The organism is Comamonas piscis, from assembly GCF_014109725.1.
Taxonomy (GTDB): Bacteria; Pseudomonadota; Gammaproteobacteria; order Burkholderiales; family Burkholderiaceae_C; genus Comamonas; species Comamonas piscis.
Window position 1 is genome coordinate 4,442,548 of the sequence record NZ_CP058554.1, and the last position, 12,694, is coordinate 4,455,241.

16 protein-coding genes are annotated in these 12,694 nt (G+C 63.1%); 7 read left to right on the top strand and 9 right to left on the bottom strand.

Features of this window, described 5'->3' with window-relative positions; translation table 11 throughout:
- The first annotated feature begins 10 nt into the window (after positions 1–10).
- The gene (locus HS961_RS19995) at positions 11–766 is read left to right on the top strand and encodes a hypothetical protein (protein ID WP_182325013.1); all 756 of its coding nucleotides are present in this window, start codon (positions 11–13) and stop codon (positions 764–766) included.
- On the opposite strand, the gene orn is transcribed toward HS961_RS19995, so the two are convergent.
- Positions 759–1,373, bottom strand: coding sequence for an oligoribonuclease (orn, locus tag HS961_RS20000; protein ID WP_182325015.1), 615 nt, complete (start codon positions 1,371–1,373; stop codon positions 759–761). The genes HS961_RS19995 and orn overlap by 8 nt on opposite strands.
- 60 nt (positions 1,374–1,433) lie before the next feature.
- Here orn and HS961_RS20005 point away from each other — a divergent pair, with 60 nt between their 5' ends.
- Genes HS961_RS20005 through rsgA form a run of 3 tightly spaced genes read left to right on the top strand, consistent with a single transcriptional unit; the run spans position 1,434 to position 4,049 of the window.
- A complete protein-coding gene (locus tag HS961_RS20005) occupies positions 1,434–2,723 on the top strand; it encodes a M48 family metallopeptidase (RefSeq protein WP_412101610.1) in 1,290 nt (429 codons plus the stop codon).
- Positions 2,716–3,060, top strand: a complete 345-nt coding sequence (locus HS961_RS20010) for a 4a-hydroxytetrahydrobiopterin dehydratase (RefSeq protein WP_182325017.1) — start codon at positions 2,716–2,718, stop codon at positions 3,058–3,060. The genes HS961_RS20005 and HS961_RS20010 overlap by 8 nt, the downstream gene beginning before the upstream one ends.
- A gap of 5 nt (positions 3,061–3,065) precedes the next feature.
- Positions 3,066–4,049 carry a ribosome small subunit-dependent GTPase A gene (gene rsgA / locus HS961_RS20015; protein WP_182325019.1) on the top strand — a complete coding sequence of 328 codons (984 nt, stop codon included), beginning with the start codon at positions 3,066–3,068 and terminating at the stop codon, positions 4,047–4,049.
- Positions 4,050–4,070: 21 nt separating this feature from the next.
- Here the strand turns inward: rsgA and HS961_RS20020 are convergent, their stop codons facing one another.
- Positions 4,071–5,051, bottom strand: a complete 981-nt coding sequence (locus HS961_RS20020; protein WP_238347677.1) for a LysR family transcriptional regulator — start codon at positions 5,049–5,051, stop codon at positions 4,071–4,073.
- A 154-nt stretch (positions 5,052–5,205) separates the two neighbouring features.
- Between HS961_RS20020 and HS961_RS20025 the strand changes: the two genes are divergently transcribed.
- Positions 5,206–6,372, top strand: a complete 1,167-nt coding sequence (locus HS961_RS20025; RefSeq protein WP_182325021.1) for an MFS transporter — start codon at positions 5,206–5,208, stop codon at positions 6,370–6,372.
- A gap of 119 nt (positions 6,373–6,491) precedes the next feature.
- Here the strand turns inward: HS961_RS20025 and HS961_RS20030 are convergent, their stop codons facing one another.
- The 6 genes from HS961_RS20030 to rpsP all read right to left on the bottom strand — a co-directional run bounded on the left by HS961_RS20030 (position 6,492) and on the right by rpsP (position 10,624).
- Positions 6,492–7,469 carry a CobD/CbiB family protein gene (locus HS961_RS20030; RefSeq protein WP_182325023.1) on the bottom strand — a complete coding sequence of 326 codons (978 nt, stop codon included), beginning with the start codon at positions 7,467–7,469 and terminating at the stop codon, positions 6,492–6,494.
- Positions 7,470–7,516: 47 nt separating this feature from the next.
- Positions 7,517–8,260: a CoA pyrophosphatase gene (locus tag HS961_RS20035; RefSeq protein WP_182325024.1), complete on the bottom strand. Its 744-nt coding sequence runs from the start codon at positions 8,258–8,260 to the stop codon at positions 7,517–7,519.
- 88 nt (positions 8,261–8,348) lie between these two features.
- Complete coding sequence (gene rplS, locus HS961_RS20040; RefSeq protein ID WP_027011119.1) at positions 8,349–8,732, bottom strand: 50S ribosomal protein L19; 384 nt, start codon at positions 8,730–8,732, stop codon at positions 8,349–8,351.
- Between the two features lie 133 nt (positions 8,733–8,865).
- Positions 8,866–9,642 carry a tRNA (guanosine(37)-N1)-methyltransferase TrmD gene (gene trmD / locus HS961_RS20045; protein ID WP_182325026.1) on the bottom strand — a complete coding sequence of 259 codons (777 nt, stop codon included), beginning with the start codon at positions 9,640–9,642 and terminating at the stop codon, positions 8,866–8,868.
- A gap of 54 nt (positions 9,643–9,696) precedes the next feature.
- Positions 9,697–10,269, bottom strand: coding sequence for a ribosome maturation factor RimM (gene rimM / locus HS961_RS20050; protein ID WP_182325028.1), 573 nt, complete (start codon positions 10,267–10,269; stop codon positions 9,697–9,699).
- A gap of 103 nt (positions 10,270–10,372) precedes the next feature.
- A complete protein-coding gene (gene rpsP, locus HS961_RS20055) occupies positions 10,373–10,624 on the bottom strand; it encodes a 30S ribosomal protein S16 (RefSeq protein WP_182325030.1) in 252 nt (83 codons plus the stop codon).
- 107 nt (positions 10,625–10,731) lie between these two features.
- On the opposite strand from rpsP, the gene HS961_RS20060 reads away from it, so the two are divergent.
- Positions 10,732–11,286 carry a GNAT family N-acetyltransferase gene (locus HS961_RS20060; RefSeq protein ID WP_182325032.1) on the top strand — a complete coding sequence of 185 codons (555 nt, stop codon included), beginning with the start codon at positions 10,732–10,734 and terminating at the stop codon, positions 11,284–11,286.
- Positions 11,283–11,738, top strand: coding sequence for a hypothetical protein (locus HS961_RS20065; protein WP_182325034.1), 456 nt, complete (start codon positions 11,283–11,285; stop codon positions 11,736–11,738). Before HS961_RS20060 ends, HS961_RS20065 begins: the two co-directional genes overlap by 4 nt.
- A gap of 27 nt (positions 11,739–11,765) precedes the next feature.
- Here the strand turns inward: HS961_RS20065 and HS961_RS20070 are convergent, their stop codons facing one another.
- The gene (locus HS961_RS20070) at positions 11,766–12,680 is read right to left on the bottom strand and encodes an alpha/beta hydrolase (protein ID WP_182325036.1); all 915 of its coding nucleotides are present in this window, start codon (positions 12,678–12,680) and stop codon (positions 11,766–11,768) included.
- Positions 12,681–12,694: the final 14 nt, after the last annotated feature.

A 12,694-nucleotide genomic window follows, 5' to 3' on the forward strand; every position in this document is an offset into this window, starting at 1 on the left:
AGGAGATCGCATGACCGGCTATTCACGGACTTTCATCACGACGACGGGTCTGCTAAGCGCAGTCCTGCTGGCAGCTTGCGGAGGAGGAGGTGACAGCGACAGTTCAGAAGCAGCCAAGAATTCCAGCGACTGTTTCAACGCAGGCTTCTACCGGCAAGACACGCAAATCTACACCAGCAATAACATCCGCTTGAATGACACCCCGGCAATGACCTCTCCCTCACAGCACTGGGTCACCAGCCAGAAGGAGGAGAACGGAGTCAGTCACATCTATGTTTCGCCCGACAGCGGACGAGCACAACTGCACTTCAGCATTGAAGGGGGAGCGCTGCTGTATCACGGCTACAACGCATACACCATCGGCTCGAACAGCCGCCAAAACTTGACGCCGCCCCGCCAGTCTGTGATTGCGATGGAGCTGGGCCAGACCACATCTCAGACCATCGTACAAACGGATATCTACTCGACCTTTGACCAGGAGACAACGACCGTGACCACCCTGGCCTATGCAAGAACCTACGAAGGCAGAGAAACCATCACCACGGCCCTCGGCACGGTGGAGGCATGCCGCTTTGTCAGCAGCGTTGCGGCAAGCCAGGAAGGCAAGCCCGACGAGAACCGTGAGACACAGACAACGACCTGGGTGGCAGCGGCGGGCCCCTATCGCGGGCTCACGCTCAAAGAAAGCGCCACCACCCGCCAGGCCGGAAAAACCGATACCTTGGTGACCGAAACCAGCCAGGTCAGCCGTTTCGACATCAAGTAGCCGCTACAGCGGGCGCCAGCTGCAGAAAATGCTCGCGGTAGTAGCGCATCTCCTCGATCGACTCATGCACATCGGCCAACGCGGTGTGCATTTGCGCCTTTTTGAACCCGGCGATCAGCTCGGGCCGCCAGCGCCGCGCCAGCTCCTTGAGGGTGCTGACATCCACATTGCGGTAGTGGAAATAGGCCTCCAGATCGGGCATGTAGCGCGCCAGAAAACGGCGGTCCTGGCCAATGCTGTTGCCGCACATGGGCACCTTGGCCTTGGGCACATAGCGCTTTAGAAAAGCCAGCACCTCGGCCTGCGCAGCGGCCTCATCGGTGGTCGAGGCCTTGACCCGCTCGGTCAGGCCGCTGCGGCCGTGGGTGCCCCGGTTCCAGGCATCCATCTTGGCCAGCTCTTCATCGCTTTGGTGTACCGCAATCACGGGGCCTTCAACGCGTACGCTCAAATCGGCATTGGTCACCACCAGTGCGATCTCGATCACGCGGTGTTCTTCGGGGTTCAAACCGGTCATCTCGCAGTCCAGCCAGACCAGGTTCAGGTCCGACTTGGCCATTGCCGTTGCAGGCGTCAACGCACTGTCCAGGGTGTTCTTGTTTTGCATGGGGGCGATTGTCGCCCATGCCCTACACTGTCCGGTATTCGCCAACCAACATCCCCACTCGTGACTCTATCGCTGCTGTTCACCCTGATTTTTGCCGTCGCGCTGGCTGCCAGCGTTTTGACCAAACTCTGGCTGGCCAGCCGTCAGATGCGCCATGTGGCGGCGCACCGCGATACGGTGCCTGCACTGTTTGCCGATCGCATCAGCCTGGCCGCCCACCACAAGGCGGCCGACTACACGATTGCCAAGACCCGCTTTGGCCTGCTGGGCCTGGCGATGGGCACCGTCACGCTGCTGGGCTGGACCTTGCTGGGTGGGCTGGACCTGCTCAACGCTAGCTTGCTGGATGCGCTGGGCGGCGGCATGTGGCAGCAGTTGGCGCTGGTAGCCTGCTTTGCACTGATCAGCGGCCTCATCGATCTGCCGGCCAGCTACTACCAAACCTTTGTGCTGGAGCAGCGCTTTGGCTTCAACAAGATGACCCTGGGCCTGTGGCTGGGCGATTTGCTCAAGGGAACGGTCATGGGCGCGCTCGTCGGCCTGCCGATTCTGGCGGTCATTCTGTGGCTGATGGGCTCGGCCGGCCAGTGGTGGTGGCTCTGGGCCTGGGCGTTCTGGGTGGGCTTCAACCTGCTGCTGATGGTCATCTACCCTGCCTTCATCGCACCACTATTCAACAAGTTCCAGCCACTGGACGACGAGACACTCAAAGCCCGTGTGCAGGCGCTGATGCAGCGCTGCGGCTTTGCCGCCAAGGGCTTGTTTGTGATGGATGGCAGCCGCCGCAGCGCGCATGCCAATGCCTATTTCACCGGCTTTGGCGCCAGCAAGCGTGTGGTGTTCTTCGACACCTTGCTGCAAAAGCTGAGCGGCGACGAGGTCGAAGCCGTGCTGGCCCATGAGCTGGGCCATTTCAAGCACAAGCACATCCTCAAGCGGATGCTGGGCCTGTTTGGTCTGACCCTGCTGGGCTTTGCACTGCTGGGCTGGCTGTCGCAGCAGGGCTGGTTCTATACCGGCCTGGGCGTTACGCCCAACCTGAACATCCCCGGCGTGCCCGGCTCCAGCCCCAACGATGCGCTGGCGCTGCTGCTGTTCATGCTGGCCGTGCCGGTGTTCAGCAGCTTTGTCTCGCCGCTGATGGCGCATTCCTCGCGCAAGCATGAGTTCGAGGCCGATGCCTATGCCGTCCAGCAAACGCGCGCGGCCGATCTGCAATCGGCCCTGCTCAAGCTCTATGAGGACAATGCCTCGACCCTGACCCCCGACCCGGTCTATGTGCGCTACTACTATTCGCACCCGCCGGCCGTCGAGCGTATTCGCCACATGCAACAATTGGCCCATGACTGATACCCACCTGCCCAAACAAGACTGGTCCACCCAGAGCCGCCGCGCGCTGTCCGCCTCCGAAGTGGTGACACAGCTGAGCCAACTGACCGGTTGGGTGCTGAGCGGTGATGGCGCCGATGTGGCCATCGAGAAGACCTTCCGCTTTGCCAATTACTACGAGACCATGGCCTTTGTGAACGGCGTGGCCTTGGTGGCCCACACCCAGGACCACCACCCGGACCTCTCGGTGCACTACAACCGCTGCGTGGTGCGCTTCAACACCCATGATGTGCATGGGCTGTCGGTCACCGATTTTGAATGCGCGCGCCGCATCGAAGCCATGCTGCAGCTCGCCTGAACGCCATGGCAAAACCCGCAAGACGCCCTGGCAACAACAACCTCAGCGAGACACAAACCGGCCTGGTTGTCGCCAGCTATGGCCGCCACTGTGTGGTGGAGACACCAGACGGCGTGCGCCGCATCTGCCACCCCCGGGGCAAGAAGAGCCAGGCCGTCGTCGGCGACCATGTGCGCTGGCTGGCCCCGCCACCCGGCCAGGGCGACGAGGGCACGATCGAGAAGGTGCTGGAGCGCCGCAATGTGTTCTACCGCCAGGACGACATCCGCACCAAGACCTTTGCCGCCAACCTGGACCAGCTGCTGATCCTGATCGCCGCCGAGCCAGTTTTCAGCGAGGTGCAGCTGGCACGTGCGCTGATTGCGGCCGAGGCGGCGCACATCACCCCTATCATTGCGCTCAACAAGATGGACCTGGGCGAGCCCTTTTTGCGCGCCTGGGAACGGCTGGAGCCTTACCGCAATATGCGCGACCAGGTGGAAGACCCGCCGCACTACACGGTGCTGCCCTTCACGCTTGCCGATGCGGACGACGAAGACCGCGATGCCATCTTTGGCCTGCTTGAAGGCAAGACCACCTTGGTGCTCGGCCCCTCGGGCGTGGGCAAAAGTACCTTGATCAACCTGCTGATCCCGGGTGCCAATGTGGCTACCAACGAGATCTCGCAGGCGCTGAACACCGGCAAGCACACCACGACCAGCACCACCCTGTACTGGATCGACGAGGCCCGCAAGACGGCGCTGATCGACTCGCCCGGTTTTCAGGAATTCGGCCTCTACCATATCGCCCCGACGCAGTTGGCCGCCTGCATGCCCGACATTGGCGCCCATGCCAAGGAATGCAAGTTCTACAACTGCACGCATTTGCATGAGCCTGGCTGCGGCGTGATCGACGCCGTCAAAAACGGCCATGCGGGGCTGCCCATCAGCGAGAACCGCTACCGCATCTACGGCGAGCTGTTCGACGAGCTGAACCTGAGCGCCTACTGAGCCATCACGTTAGCCCAAGCGTCAGCCCCGGCACCATGCCTTGGGCAGGGTTTCGGCATGCTGCAGCTCGACATGGTCTTTCAGAAAATCCAGCACCGCCCGCGTGCGGGATGGCAGACGCTCGGGCTTGCCCAGGTAGACCGCATGGATGGGCTCCAGCACCCCCGTGTTGAAGGCCTCCAGCACCACCTGCAGGCGGCCGGCAGCAATGTCGTGCCAGGCATGGAACAGTGACAGCCGCGCCAGCCCTACACCAGCCACCGCCAGGTTGCGCATCACATCGCCATCATTGACGCGCAGCAGCTCGCCAATGGCCACATCCACCTCTTGCCCGTCAACGCGAAAAGGCCAGTGCGGTACGGTGCGCTGGTAGTTCCAGCCAATGCGCACATGACCGCCCAGCGCATCGGGGTGCGTCGGCACGCCATGCGCATCCAGGTAAGCGGGAGCGGCCACGATGATCTGGCGGGTATGGCCCAGAAGCCGGGCCACCATGTCCGAGGCGGGCAGCTTGCCCCAGCGGATCGCAATATCCGCCTGCGCCTCCATCAGGTCCACCACCTCGTCGGTAAAACTCAGGTCCAGCACCAGGCCCGGGTACTGCTGCATCAGCTGGGCCATCAGCGGCACCAGGATGGCCTGCCCCGTCGATGAACTGGAGTTGATGCGCACAACGCCCTTGGGCGCGCTGCGCAGCGATGCAGCCGCTTCGGCTTCCTGCAGATCGGCGAGCACCCGCTGGCCGCGCTCATAGAGCTGGCGGCCCTCTGGCGTCAGCTGCACCTTGCGGGTGCTGCGCAGCAAGAGCTGCGCGCCAAGCCGCGCCTCCATGCGCGCCACGATCTTGCTGGTGGCCGATGGCGACACGCCCAGATGGCGGGCCGCAGCCGAGAAGCTGCCATGTTCTGCGACTTGCACAAACACCTCCAGCTCGCCGGAGCGGTTGGTCTCAAAGGTGGTACTGGGGGCAAAGGCAGGGTTGCGCATGGTCAAGGGGTTCATAGCGACAGATGGTGGAGGCAAATTCTGCACCTATTTATTCCATTTGGGAACAAATACCTTTCCACTGTTCCGGCTACACAAGAATCAAGCGGCGCGCCACAATCCATCTCCTCTACGAGGCCACCGGCCATCGCATCACACAAGGAAAACTCTCATGCCTGTCTCATTGCTGGCGCTCGCCGCCGGTGCCTTTGGCATCGGCACCACCGAATTCATCATCATGGGCCTGCTCACCCAGGTCAGCCAGGACCTGGGTATCAGCATCCCCATGGCGGGCACCTTGATATCCGGCTATGCCTTTGGCGTGGCAATTGGCGCGCCTGTGCTCACCCTGGCCACCCGCCACTGGCCGCGCAAATGGCTGCTGCTGGGCCTGATGCTGATCTTTATCGCCGGCAATATCGCGGCCGCGCTGGCCCCCACCTATGGGTGGCTGATGCTGGCGCGCATGCTCACCTCGCTCACCCACGGCACCTTCTTTGGCGTGGGCGCCGTGGTGGCGACCGGCCTGGTGGCCAAGGACAAGCAGGCCTCGGCCATTGCGCTGATGTTCTCGGGCCTCACCCTCGCAACCTTGCTGGGCGTGCCGGCCGGCACCTGGATCGGCCAGCATTTTGGCTGGCGCATGGCCTTTGCCGCCGTGGCCGTGATCGGCGTGGTCGCGCTGGGCATTCTGGCTGCCTTTGTGCCCCGCAAGCTGGAGCAGGCCGCACCTGCAGCGCTGCGTGATGAGCTGTCCATCCTGTCGAGCATGCCCTTGTGGCTGGGCCTGGGCATGACGGTGTTTGGCTTTGGCGGCGTGTTTGCGCTCTATACCTATGTGGAGCCGCTGCTGTCGCAGATCACCCAGATGGGCAACACCGGTGTGGCCGTGAGCCTGCTGCTGTTTGGCGCCGGCTCGGCCGTGGGCAATATTGCGGGTGGCAAGCTGGCCGACCGGGGTGTGGTGCGCGCACTGTGGATCACCTTGGGCGCCTTGGTCGTCGTGCTGCTGGCAGGCCGCTGGGCCTTTGGCATCTCGGGCGCTGTCGCGATGGCCTATGTCACCGTGCTAGGCGTCGTCGCCTTCGCTACCGTGGCCCCCATGCAGATGCGGGTGATGCAAGGGGTGGGCAGCCAGGGTGCCACCTTGGCCTCCAGCCTGAATATTGCCGCTTTTAACTTGGGCAATGCGCTGGGCGCCTGGGTGGGCGGCAGCTTGATTGCTGGCGCTGGCCTGCTGTCGATCATCTGGGGCGCTGCTGCGCTGTCGGCCATCGGCCTGGTGCTGGTGGCGATGGGGCAGCGACGCAGCCCTGCTGCTGCACTGCAGACTGCCTAGTAGCCGTTAACACAGCCCAGCAAACCGCAGGTTTGCGGTTGAGACTAGACGCCAAGCCGCAGGCAGTACAGTAGTACGACAAGGCTTGGCAACGACGTATCAAGGGTTGTGTTAGCGGCTCAGCCCAACAGGCGCGCCAAGGTGAGCAGCGCAAGCAGTAACATCCAGACCACGACGGAGCGCCATACCAGGCCCACCACGCTGCGCAGGTGGGCCACTTCCGGGTCACGGCCCGGGGTGGTGGCGCCATCGCCCTGGATCTGCAGAGGGGCTGCTGCATCGATATCGACACTGCGGGCGCGCAAGGCCACACCGCCCAGGCGCACATCGATAGCACCCGCAGTAGCAGCCAAAATCACGCCATCGTTGTCATTGGGGAAATGCTGGGTCTGAAAGCGCCAGCCATCAATCGCTTCTTCAAAGTTGCCCACCACGGCAAAACTCAGCGCCGTCAGCCGAGACGGCAGCCAATCCACCACCATCCAGGCCTTGGCGGCCACCGTCTCGAAAGCGCCCTGCACCATCGGTGCGGGTGGCCCGGACTGGCGTGCAAAGCGCGAGGCATATTCGGCCATGCGGAAGAACACCGCGCCGGCGGGCCCCAGGCCCAGCGCCGAGCCGATGGAGTAGCAGGCCAGCACGCCAAACACATGGCGGTGCGCGGCCAGTACCGAATACTCGATCACATGGCGCACGATCTCGCGGCGCGGCAAATCATCGGCATCCACCTGCTGCCAATCGGCCAGGTACTGGCGGGCCTGGTCCTCATCACCGGATTCCAGCGCATGGCGAATCCGCGTGAAATGGTGGCTGAACTGGCGAAAACCCAGGGTGACATACAGCACCAGCACATGCCAGGCCATGGCCAAGGGCCAACCCACCAGGGAGACCAGCAGCCAATGCATGCCCATGGCCAAGGCCGTGGGCAGCAGCACGGCCACCGTCCAGGCCAGCCAGCCATGGCGCTGTTCTCCAGCATCCAGGTTGCGGCTGAGCCATTGCACCCAGGCACGCACACCCGCATAAACCGGGTTGTCACGAGACAGGGATTTGGCCTGCTCCAACAGCAAGGCCATCAGCGTGGCGAAAAAACTCATGGACAGTGATCATACCGGCTGTGATGCATCACACAAGCCGTTACAAACTACGATGCGGGTGGAAAGGCCAAAAAACGGTAGAGATTGCGCAACATGCTGGCCGTAGCCCCCCAGATAAAGCGCTGGTGGCCGGATTCCGGGTCGTCATAGGGCATGGACAGCCAGCGCCGGCTGATCTCCGGCGTGTCCAGCTGTTGCCAGCGGTGGTGCGCCGGGTTCATCAAGAAGGACAGCGGCACCTCGAAAACCTCGTCCACCTCGCCCGGGTTGGCCTGCAGGTCGAAGGGCGGCTGCACCAGCCCGACGATGGGCGTCACCTCAAAGCCCGAGCCGGTCGCGTATTCGGGCAGGCGGCCAATGATTTCGACCCGCTCGCGGGCCAGCCCTACCTCTTCCCAGGCTTCGCGCAAGGCAGTGTCGTTGACGTCGCGGTCTTCCGGGTCCTGGCGGCCACCGGGGAAGGCAATCTGCCCCGAATGGTTGGACAGGCCGGCACTGCGCTGGGTCAGCAGCACATGCATCTCCTGGCGCTGCACCAGCGCCACCAGCACGGCCGCCTTGGCGGGCGGACGGTCCGTCCAGCTGCGCTCGCGGAAGATTTCCGGCTCACCGCCATAGGGGTGGGCCACAAAGGCCTGGCGCAGGCCTTCTGCACGCAGCAAGCGGGGTGCGACCGCAGGCAGCGCAGCGTCAATCTGCACCACCGGCGCGCGGCGCGGATCCATGATGGACGAGACCCGAGCGGCTACGGCGGTGGGTGATGGATGCGGGGGAGTGGAGGCGTTAGACATAGACAGCAGCAGGCGGTGACCCATGTAAAAAAAGCCGCCACAGCTTGCACTGTAGCGGCTTTCAGCACTGGGCTCTGTCGCAGCGTTATTACGCAGCTGCCACAGGTGCTGCCTTGCGTGCTGGCAGCTTTTCCTTGATACGAGCCGACTTGCCGCTGCGTTCACGCAGGTAGTACAGCTTGGCACGGCGCACATCGCCGCGGCGCTTGACTTCGATACCGGCGATCATAGGGCTGTAGGTTTGGAACGTACGTTCCACGCCTTCGCCGCTGGAGATCTTGCGCACGGTGAAGCCGCTGTTCAGACCGCGATTGCGCTTGGCAATCACCACGCCTTCGTAGGCCTGCACGCGCTTGCGCGTACCTTCAACAACGTTCACGCTAACGATCACGGTGTCGCCAGGGGCAAATTCAGGAATGGTCTTGTTCAGGCGAGCAATTTCTTCTTGCTCGAGAATCTGGATCAGGTTCATGGTTTCATCCAACGATCGTACGCGCGCCATGAATTTGGCAGCCGCGCCCAGCACGGTGTACGGGGCATGTGCGGCATATTGCTTCTCTCACCATTGAAAAAAGCGGCCGTGTAGAGGATCGTAAAACCGGCAATTATAGCGGTTTTGCCAAATTTACCAAATCGGCACTGGCAAGCACCTGCTCATCCTTGCGGCTGAGCTGCTGGCGGCTGCGGGCCTGGTCCAGCAATTCGGGGCGATGGAGGGCCGTGTTGCGCAGGCTTTGCTCACGGCGCCAGCGTTCGATATTCGCATGGTGGCCGGACAGCAGCGCGGCGGGCACCGGCTCACCCTCCCAGACCTCGGGCCGGGTGTAGTGGGGGCAATCCAACAGACCATCCAGCGCGGGGTTGAAGCTGTCGAACTGGTGGCTGCCCTCATCGTTCAGCACGCCGGGCTGCAATCGGGCCACGGCATCGAGCAGCGCCATTGCGGCAATCTCACCGCCCGAGAGCACAAAGTCGCCCAGGCTCAGTTGCACATCGACATGGCGGTCAATAAAGCGTTGGTCCACGCCTTCATAGCGGCCGCACAGCAGAATAGCGCCCTGCGAATCGGACCAGCCCTGCACCTGGGCATGGTCGATGCGCTCGCCAATCGGCGAGAACAGCACCAGCGGCGCGGGCTCGGCCTCGGCGCGCTGCGCACGGATGGCAGCCAGGCAATCCGCCAGCGGCTGGGCCATCATCACCATGCCGGGGCCGCCGCCAAAGGGGCGGTCATCGACGCGCCGGTAGTTGCCGGGGGCGTAATCGCGGGGGTTCCAGCATTGCACGGCCACCTGGCCGCTGCTATAGGCGCGGCGGGTGACACCCACCTCCACAAAAGGCGTGAACAGCTCGGGGAACAAAGTGATGATGTCAAAACGCATAGAAACCTTTCCCCCAAACAAGCCGCCTACCCCCTCGCCCTCTGCACCATCCGATCAATAGTCCGGCTGCCAGTCCACGGTGATGCGCTTGTTGGGCAACGAGACCTCATCGACAAAGGCGTCGACAAACGGAATCAGCCGCTCCTGCGTCTTGCCGTCTTCTTCGTAGCTCAGCACCAGCACCGTCTGCGGGCCGGAGGCCATCAGGTCATGCACGGTGCCCAGCGCCACGCCTTCGCGGTTGACCACGGCCAGACCCAGCAGGTCCACCCAGTAGTATTCGCCGTCTTCGGTCTTGGGGAAATCAGCGCGCGAGATGAACACCCGGGCGCCTCGGAGTTTTTCGGCTTGGTCGCGGTCATCCACGCCCTGCGCCCAGCCGACGATGCCATCGCCATGGAAGCGCGACTGGCGCATCTCCAATTGGGCAACGCCCTGGAAATGGCGGCCACCTTTTTCAGGCGGCTGGATAAACCAGATTTTGGACTTCAGCAGTGCCTGTGGATCAGGGCTCAGTGCCACCACCTTGAACCAGCCCTTGACGCCCCAGGCATCGGCAATGCGCGCCACTTCAATGGCGTCATCGGGCAAGGTGGCGGGGCTTAACAACAACTCGGTAGCGGGCATGGCAGTTCAACAGGGCAATGAAAAACGGGCCGCAGTGCTTATCGCAACAGCGGCCCGCATGCACCAATGGTACCTAAGCACCATCAGCGATGATAGAGGCAAATTAAGCAGCAGCCTTGGCAGCTTGCTTAGCCAGACGATCCACGGTGGTGGAAGCCTGAGCGCCGACGCTCTTCCAGTAAGCCACGCGGTCCAGTGCAATGCGCAGACCTTCAACACCGTCTTTAGCCAACGGGTTGTAGAAGCCCAGACGCTCGATGAACGAGCCATCGCGGCGCACGCGCTTGTCAGCAACGACGATGTTGTAGAACGGGCGGGCCTTGGAGCCGCCGCGGGACAGGCGAATTACGACCATAATATTCCTTCGGGTGGTTAGTATTCTCACCGCGTTTGAGACACGCAACTAGCCACCCGGCCAGCGACACGCAGTAAAGCCAACCATTATACAAACTTCTTCCACCCATGCCAAGCGTTCGTAATAGCACCCCTGATGACATCCCCGCGCTGACCCGCATTTATGCCCACCATGTGCTGCATGGCACCGGCAGTTTCGAGACCGAAGCCCCCAGCGAAGACGAGATGGCGCGCCGCCGCGAAGAGGTGCTGAGCCGCCAGTTGCCCTATCTGGTGGCAGAGGACGCGGACGGCCAGGTGATCGGCTTTGCCTATGCCAACTGGTTCAAGGCCCGCCCCGCCTACCGCTTTTCGGCAGAAGACTCGATCTATGTTGCAGATGGACAACATGGCCGGGGCCTGGGGCGCTTGCTGATGAACGCGCTGATCAAGCACTGCGAGGCAGCGGGCGTGCGCAAGCTGATTGCCGTCATCGGGGATTCCCGCAATGCCGGCTCGGTGGGCGTACACACTGCGGCAGGCTTCAGCCATATCGGCACGATGCAGTCGGTGGGCTGGAAATTTGGCCGCTGGCTAGACATTGTGATGATGGAAAAAACCCTGGGCGCTGGCAATACGACGGAGCCCATCGCACCGTTCGCGCCCTACGCCCCCGCGCCATGAGCCGCAGCAAAAGCAAGACCCTCGCCACCTGGCTGGCCTTTTTAGGCGGGCCGCTGGGCCTGCACCGCTTCTACTTGTATGGGCTGGGCGACATGCTGGGCTGGATGCTGCCGATTCCCACGGCGCTGGGGCTCTACGGTATTGAGCGCATCGCCAGCTACGGCATTGATGACCAGATCAGCTGGCTGCTGGTGCCGCTGCTGGGCTTCACCATTGCCGCCTGCGCGCTCACGGCCATCATCTACGGCCTGATGGCGCCGGAGAAATGGAATGCCCGCCACAACCCACAGCTGGCACCGGACGCCCTGCCCGGCTGCACCCGCTGGCTGACGATCTTCGGCATTGTGGCCTCCTTGCTGATTGGCACCACCATCCTGATGGCCAGCCTGGCCTACAGCTTTGAGCACTATTTCCAGTACCAGATCGAGGAAGCGCGCAAGATTTCGCAGTAACAATCAGGGTCTGACAGTGGCAGACGCTTAATTCGCTTGCAGCTGCTCGCGTAAAAACGCCAACACCTGGGCCTCATACGCCTGCGGCGCAATCTGGTACAGGTCCTCATGGGCGGCACCGGGCACCAGCCAGAGCTGGTGGGGGGCATCCGTCGCGGCCTCAGCCATTTGCCGGGTTTCGGCCTCGGTGGTGTAGCGGTCTTCCATACCGCCAGCTACCAACACGGGCATCCGCAGGCTGCTCAGGCGGTCGATAGGGCGCAAACGCTGGGGATCAACGCCCAGCCGCAGCGGCATTTGCCACAGCAGCAGCGGTGTAGCAATGCGGGCCAAGGGTGCCAGCGGGCCCAGTGCCGCACGCACCCGGTTGTCCACCGCGGCCCGCATTGTGGGGAACACGCCCTCCAGCACCACGGCATCGGGGGCCTGCTGCAGCTCAGCTATCAGTAGGCTGGCACCGCCCAGCGATACACCCACCACGCCCACCTTCTCCGTGGGCTGCTGCGCTTGCAGCCAAGCCAGCGCCTGGGCGATGCCCAGCCCCTCGCGGGGGCCAAAGGACAGCATGTCACCGTCGCTCTCGCCATGGGCTGGCAAATCAATCAGCAGCACCGCCTGGCCACGCGCCTGCAGCGCCGGCGCCCGGGGCAGCATCGCGCGCCGGTCCGCGCGCACCCCGTGCAGCAACAGAACCGCACCCTCACCCGGCTTACCGGGGGCATACCAGCCGCGCACCACGCCGGGGGCAGATGCGATTTCCACGTCTACCGCGCCCAGCGCCGCCGGTGCCGCACCGATCTGCTGGCGGTAGGGCTTTGCCAGCCAACCTGCCAGCATCCAGGCCAAGGCCAACACCACCAGCAACAGAACCGCCAAGGAGGCCAGCACCCAGCCGAGGGGATGCAGCGGGAAAAAGGAGGGAGTCAACGGGGTATCACGCATGGCGGCTATGTCGG

Coding starts and splice junctions, on each gene's coding strand:
- HS961_RS19995 (WP_182325013.1), top strand. CDS start 11: ATGACCGGCTATTCACGGACTTTCATCACGACGACGGGTCTGCTAAGC.
- orn (WP_182325015.1), bottom strand. CDS start 1,373: ATGCAAAACAAGAACACCCTGGACAGTGCGTTGACGCCTGCAACGGCA.
- HS961_RS20010 (WP_182325017.1), top strand. CDS start 2,716: ATGACTGATACCCACCTGCCCAAACAAGACTGGTCCACCCAGAGCCGC.
- rsgA (WP_182325019.1), top strand. CDS start 3,066: ATGGCAAAACCCGCAAGACGCCCTGGCAACAACAACCTCAGCGAGACA.
- HS961_RS20020 (WP_238347677.1), bottom strand. CDS start 5,051: ATGAACCCCTTGACCATGCGCAACCCTGCCTTTGCCCCCAGTACCACC.
- HS961_RS20025 (WP_182325021.1), top strand. CDS start 5,206: ATGCCTGTCTCATTGCTGGCGCTCGCCGCCGGTGCCTTTGGCATCGGC.
- HS961_RS20030 (WP_182325023.1), bottom strand. CDS start 7,469: ATGAGTTTTTTCGCCACGCTGATGGCCTTGCTGTTGGAGCAGGCCAAA.
- HS961_RS20035 (WP_182325024.1), bottom strand. CDS start 8,260: ATGTCTAACGCCTCCACTCCCCCGCATCCATCACCCACCGCCGTAGCC.
- rplS (WP_027011119.1), bottom strand. CDS start 8,732: ATGAACCTGATCCAGATTCTCGAGCAAGAAGAAATTGCTCGCCTGAAC.
- trmD (WP_182325026.1), bottom strand. CDS start 9,642: ATGCGTTTTGACATCATCACTTTGTTCCCCGAGCTGTTCACGCCTTTT.
- rimM (WP_182325028.1), bottom strand. CDS start 10,269: ATGCCCGCTACCGAGTTGTTGTTAAGCCCCGCCACCTTGCCCGATGAC.
- rpsP (WP_182325030.1), bottom strand. CDS start 10,624: ATGGTCGTAATTCGCCTGTCCCGCGGCGGCTCCAAGGCCCGCCCGTTC.
- HS961_RS20060 (WP_182325032.1), top strand. CDS start 10,732: ATGCCAAGCGTTCGTAATAGCACCCCTGATGACATCCCCGCGCTGACC.
- HS961_RS20065 (WP_182325034.1), top strand. CDS start 11,283: ATGAGCCGCAGCAAAAGCAAGACCCTCGCCACCTGGCTGGCCTTTTTA.
- HS961_RS20070 (WP_182325036.1), bottom strand. CDS start 12,680: ATGCGTGATACCCCGTTGACTCCCTCCTTTTTCCCGCTGCATCCCCTC.